We start from the raw sequence: 4138 nt of genomic DNA, 5'->3' as shown, positions 1-4138 counted from the left end.
CGGCCGCCCAGGCGATCGTCCGGCTCGGCGCCGAGCACCCCGGCGACCTTGGCGTCGTGGCGGCGCTGCTGCTGCGGCACGCGGTGCTGCGGCCAGGCCAGGCGGTGTTCCTGCCCGCAGGCGGCCTGCACTCCTACCTGCACGGCACCGGCGTGGAACTGCTCGCGAACTCGGACAACGTGGTCCGGGCCGGGCTTACCGGCAAGCACATCGACGTGCCCGAACTGCTGAGGCTCACCGACCCCACGGTCCCGGTGCCGGTCATCGAGCCGCGCCCGCTCGGCGACGGCGTGTTCGCCTACGACTCCCCGGCGCCCGAGTTCCGGCTGTACCTGGCCGAGCTGTCCGCCGCCACGGTCGCCCTGCCCGGCGGCGGGCCCCGCCTGGTGCTGTGCGCCGGGGGAAGCGCGACATTGCGGTCGGCGGCGGGCAGCGAGCTGACGGTCAGCCGCGGCGAGTCGTGCTTCCTGCCCGCGGCGGACGGCGCGGTCACCGCCTCGGGCCAGGCGGTCATCTTCCTCGCCGAGAGCGGCATTAACTGCTGACAGAGATTAATTGCAATTCTATTTGCACGTGCAAATAGAATTGCAATTAATGCACATGCGCAAGAGTTTTATGCAAATGAATCTAGTCGCCGGAAAGCAGAACAGTTAACGTATAGCCGGGCACCGGTATTGCTTGGGGAACTGTTCTTGGGTGGGGCGGCATGGACGGCGACACAACAATGGTCCAGGTAGGGCGTCATCGGCTTGAAACGACCGTGTTCGGGAGCGGCGAGCCCGCGGTTGTCGTAGAGCCTTCGCTCGGCGGTTACGCGGCCGCCTGGCGGAACATAGCGATGACGATAGCCCAGGACACGACCGTCGTAACCTACAACAGGGCGCCTTACGGGGCGAGCAGTCCCGCGCGGGACGGCCGGCGCCCGCGCGAGATAGCGGACGACCTGCACGGCGTCCTCAAGGCGGTGGGCGTCACCGGTCCGCTCGTCCTGGTCGGCCACTCGATCGGCGGAATTTACCTGCGCACCTATGCCGCGCTGCACATCGAGCGGATAGCAGGGATGGTGCTCGTGGACTCCAGCCACGAGACGCAGCGGAAACTAATACCGAAGTACCTTTCTCCGAGGGACCGCGTGCTAGCGGCCCTTACCATGCCGCAGATGATCGTGCGGTCACGGGAATGGCGGGGCGGCGGCGATCGCCGGTCGTGCGTCACGGAGTTCCGCATGTTCAAGCGGCTGAGCGCCGCCGACCAGGCGCTCGCCAGCGGCGGCCTCGGCGAGCGGCCGCTGATCGTCCTGACCCGCGGCCCCGTCAGCGAGACCCGGCCAGGCCGGCTCTGGCTCGGCTGGTACGAACTGCAGCAGGACCTGGCCCGGCTCTCCGCGAACAGCCGGCATGTGGTGTCCGAGAGCCCCGAGCATTACCTGAACGAGTGCGACCCCGCACTCGTCACCAGCGCCATCTGCGAGGTCGTCCACAGCGCGCGCACCGGCGCGCCGCTCGGCGCGCCGGCCGCGACGTCAGAGGGTGATTGAGTTCCCGAGGTCGACCTGGGTGAGCGGGATGCCCGTGAGACCCTGCTCGCCGAGGAACTGGCTGTTGATCATCTTTCCCGTCTCGCTGAGCAGCAGGTCGTGGATCGACACCATGTGCTCGGGACGGACCGCGCGGACGTAGTCGGCCGCCTCACCGAGCTTCATCCACGGGCCGCTGGTCGGCAGCAGCAGCGTCGTCACGCTCGCCGCGGGCACGAAGTACGCGTCGCCAGGGTGGTACACGGACTCGTCGATCAGGTACCCGACGTTCGCGATCGTAGGGATGTCGGGGTGGATGATCGCGTGGTCGGTGCCGTGCACGGAGATCGTGAAATCGCCGATTGTGAACTCGTCGCCCGCGCCGACCGGCGTGAACTGCCCGGCGTGCGCGCTGAACATGCCGACCATCGCGGCGGGCGCGTACACCGGCAGCTCCGGCCGGGCCCCGAGCGCCGCGCTGAGGGCGCCCTCGTGCACGTGGTCGGCGTGCTCGTGCGTGAGCAGGACCGCGTCGGCGCCGGCGATGATGTCCGCCGCGTTCGGCGAGAACACACCGGGGTCGATGACAAACGTGGCGCCGTCCTTCTCGAGGACGACGCAGGCGTGCTCGTGCTTAGTCAGCTTCACCGTGCTGGCTCCCTTGGGTGACATCAACCGATCCTGGCAACGTACACGTCTGACGGTACAGTCACCACGCCGGCCACAGGAGGGGGTGGCGGGGAGAGGAACCACGGGCCCGTTCAGGATAATGATTTGTGACTTTTAACAGAGAAAGAGCCACTTCGTTCGGAAGCGTGGCGGAAAGCTACGATCGCGTCCGGCCCGGGCCGGCCCCCGAGGCGCTGGACTGGCTGCTGCCCCAGGACTGCGGGCTGGCGGTGGACGTGGCGGCGGGAACCGGCCTGTTCACCCGCGCGCTGACCGGCCGGGCGACGCAGGTGGTGGCCATCGAGCCTGACGAGCGGATGCGGGCCGTGCTCGCGCAGCGGTCGCCGGGAGTGCGCGTGCTCGCGGGCTGGGGCGAGCAGATGCCGCTGCCGGACGGGTGCGCGGACGCGGTGTTCGTGTCGACCGCCTGGCACTGGCTGGACCCGGGCCGGGCGGTTCCAGAGATCGCCCGGGTGCTGCGGCCTGGCGGCCGGCTTGGCGTCGTCTGGACCAGCAGGGACCGGCGGGAGGACTGGGTGGCCGAGCTCGACCTGCTCCGGCTCCCCGGCATCGACGCCCCCGCGCGCGCCGGCACGCCGCGGACGCGGGACGACGTGCGCGCCAGGCTGGGAAAAGAACACTCGGTGACGCTGCCGGACGGCGCGGAGTTCGGCGCCGCGGCGGCGGCGTCGTTCCGCTTCACGCGCACGCTGGCGGTCGACGATGTGGTCGAGTGGCTGGCGACGAACAGCTCGTTCATCACCGCCTCCGCGGCGGACCGGGCGGCCGGGCTCGACCGGTGCCGTGCGGCCCTGCTGAGACAGACGGGAGGCGCTGAGGTCATCGAGATGCCGATGCGCTCCTGGTGCTGGCGAGTGGAACGCGCCGGGTCACGGGTCACCGAAAAGTTAGGGTAATCATCAATACGGTTTCACCAGGACGGCGGAGTCGGTGCAAGCTCTACCATTTGCATGTGGCAACGGAGTACGGCGGTAGGCCATGGCGGCACGCGGCCCCGTCGTACGGGGGCCAGCCGCCCAACCGGGCACGGCGCGGCAGCCAGCGCTGGTTCGCGGCGATCGCCGCGCTCGTTCTCGGCGTCGCGGGGCTCGCCGTGGCGCTGACGGGCATCGCCTTTCAGCTCCTGCCGAGGCAATTCTCTGCGGAGCAGCAGCGGCAGATCACCGACTGGGAAGTCGGCAAGCGCTGGCGGACGATGCCCGCCGGAACGATTTTCCCCGCGTCGCTGCACTACGAATTGTCCTCGGCGCTGGGCGTCGACCTCAACCTGCAGCTGACCGCCGACCGGATCGGCATCGCCAGCCAGGCCAGCTGCGCGGCGGCCACGGACCCGGCAGCCGTGGGCGCCGTGCTCGCCCGTCATGGCTGCGAGGCGATGCTGCGGGCCACCTACGTCGACGGGACCGACACCTACGTGATCACTGTGGGCGTCGCTGCCATGCCTGGGTCGGCCCAGGTCAACGCCGCGAAGCGGGAACTGGCTGGCGTCGTCGGCGGCAGCAATGGCGCCGGAGTGCGGACGGTGCCGGTGGCGGGCAGCCCCGCCGCCTTGTTCACCGACTCCCGCCGGCAGCTTTCCGCCAGCTTTGCCGCCGGCCCGTACCTCGTCTTCTACGCGATCGGGTACACCGACGGCCGGCCGAGCGTGCCGGTTAGCGCGGACCACTACGCGGACTCGGAAATGACCTTCGCGGGCGCGGGCGTGGCGCAGGCGGTCGCGTCCGAGGTCGGCAAGTCCGTGCCGCCGCCGACGTGCCCAGGGACGCCGGGATGCTAGCCCGGCGCGGCAGCCAGCGCTGGTTGGCGGCGATCGCCCCGCTCGTTCTCGGCGTGGCGGGGCTCGCCGTGGCGCTGACGGGCATCGCCTTTCAGCTCCTGCCGAGGCAATTCTCTGCGGAGCAGCAGCGGCAGATCACCGACTGGGAAGTCGGC

General features: G+C 70.0%; 4 protein-coding genes and 1 pseudogene. 4 read left to right on the top strand and 1 reads right to left on the bottom strand.

The genetic code is table 11. The features are described 5' to 3' along the window. Both WA805_RS24160 and WA805_RS24155 read left to right on the top strand, forming a co-directional pair. Window positions 1-545: pseudogene (locus WA805_RS24160) on the top strand (mannose-6-phosphate isomerase, class I); the annotation flags it as partial. A gap of 161 nt (window positions 546-706) precedes the next feature. Next, window positions 707-1537: an alpha/beta fold hydrolase gene (locus WA805_RS24155; RefSeq protein WP_425243476.1), complete on the top strand. Its 831-nt coding sequence runs from the start codon at window positions 707-709 to the stop codon at window positions 1535-1537. Here WA805_RS24155 and WA805_RS24150 read toward each other — a convergent pair. Next, window positions 1523-2188, bottom strand: coding sequence for an MBL fold metallo-hydrolase (locus tag WA805_RS24150; RefSeq protein ID WP_422284280.1), 666 nt, complete (start codon window positions 2186-2188; stop codon window positions 1523-1525). The two genes, WA805_RS24155 and WA805_RS24150, sit on opposite strands and share 15 nt — an antisense overlap. 143 nt (window positions 2189-2331) lie before the next feature. Between WA805_RS24150 and WA805_RS24145 the strand changes: the two genes are divergently transcribed. Both WA805_RS24145 and WA805_RS24140 read left to right on the top strand, forming a co-directional pair. Continuing rightward, window positions 2332-3102, top strand: a complete 771-nt coding sequence (locus WA805_RS24145) for a class I SAM-dependent methyltransferase (protein WP_425243475.1) — start codon at window positions 2332-2334, stop codon at window positions 3100-3102. Window positions 3103-3158: 56 nt separating this feature from the next. Next, complete coding sequence (locus WA805_RS24140) at window positions 3159-3983, top strand: hypothetical protein (RefSeq protein WP_425243474.1); 825 nt, start codon at window positions 3159-3161, stop codon at window positions 3981-3983. Window positions 3984-4138 lie beyond the last annotated feature (155 nt).

It is taken from the genome of Trebonia sp. (assembly GCF_049794275.1).
In the GTDB taxonomy this organism is placed as follows: domain Bacteria; phylum Actinomycetota; class Actinomycetes; order Streptosporangiales; family Streptosporangiaceae; genus Trebonia.
Note: the sequence above shows the minus strand (reverse complement) of the source record. Positions and strands in the feature narration are given on the sequence as shown.

Bases quoted from the DNA above. Each gene is read 5' to 3' on its own strand.
- WA805_RS24150 (WP_422284280.1), bottom strand. From the start codon at position 2,188: ATGTCACCCAAGGGAGCCAGCACGGTGAAGCTGACTAAGCACGAGCAC.
- WA805_RS24155 (WP_425243476.1), top strand. From the start codon at position 707: ATGGACGGCGACACAACAATGGTCCAGGTAGGGCGTCATCGGCTTGAA.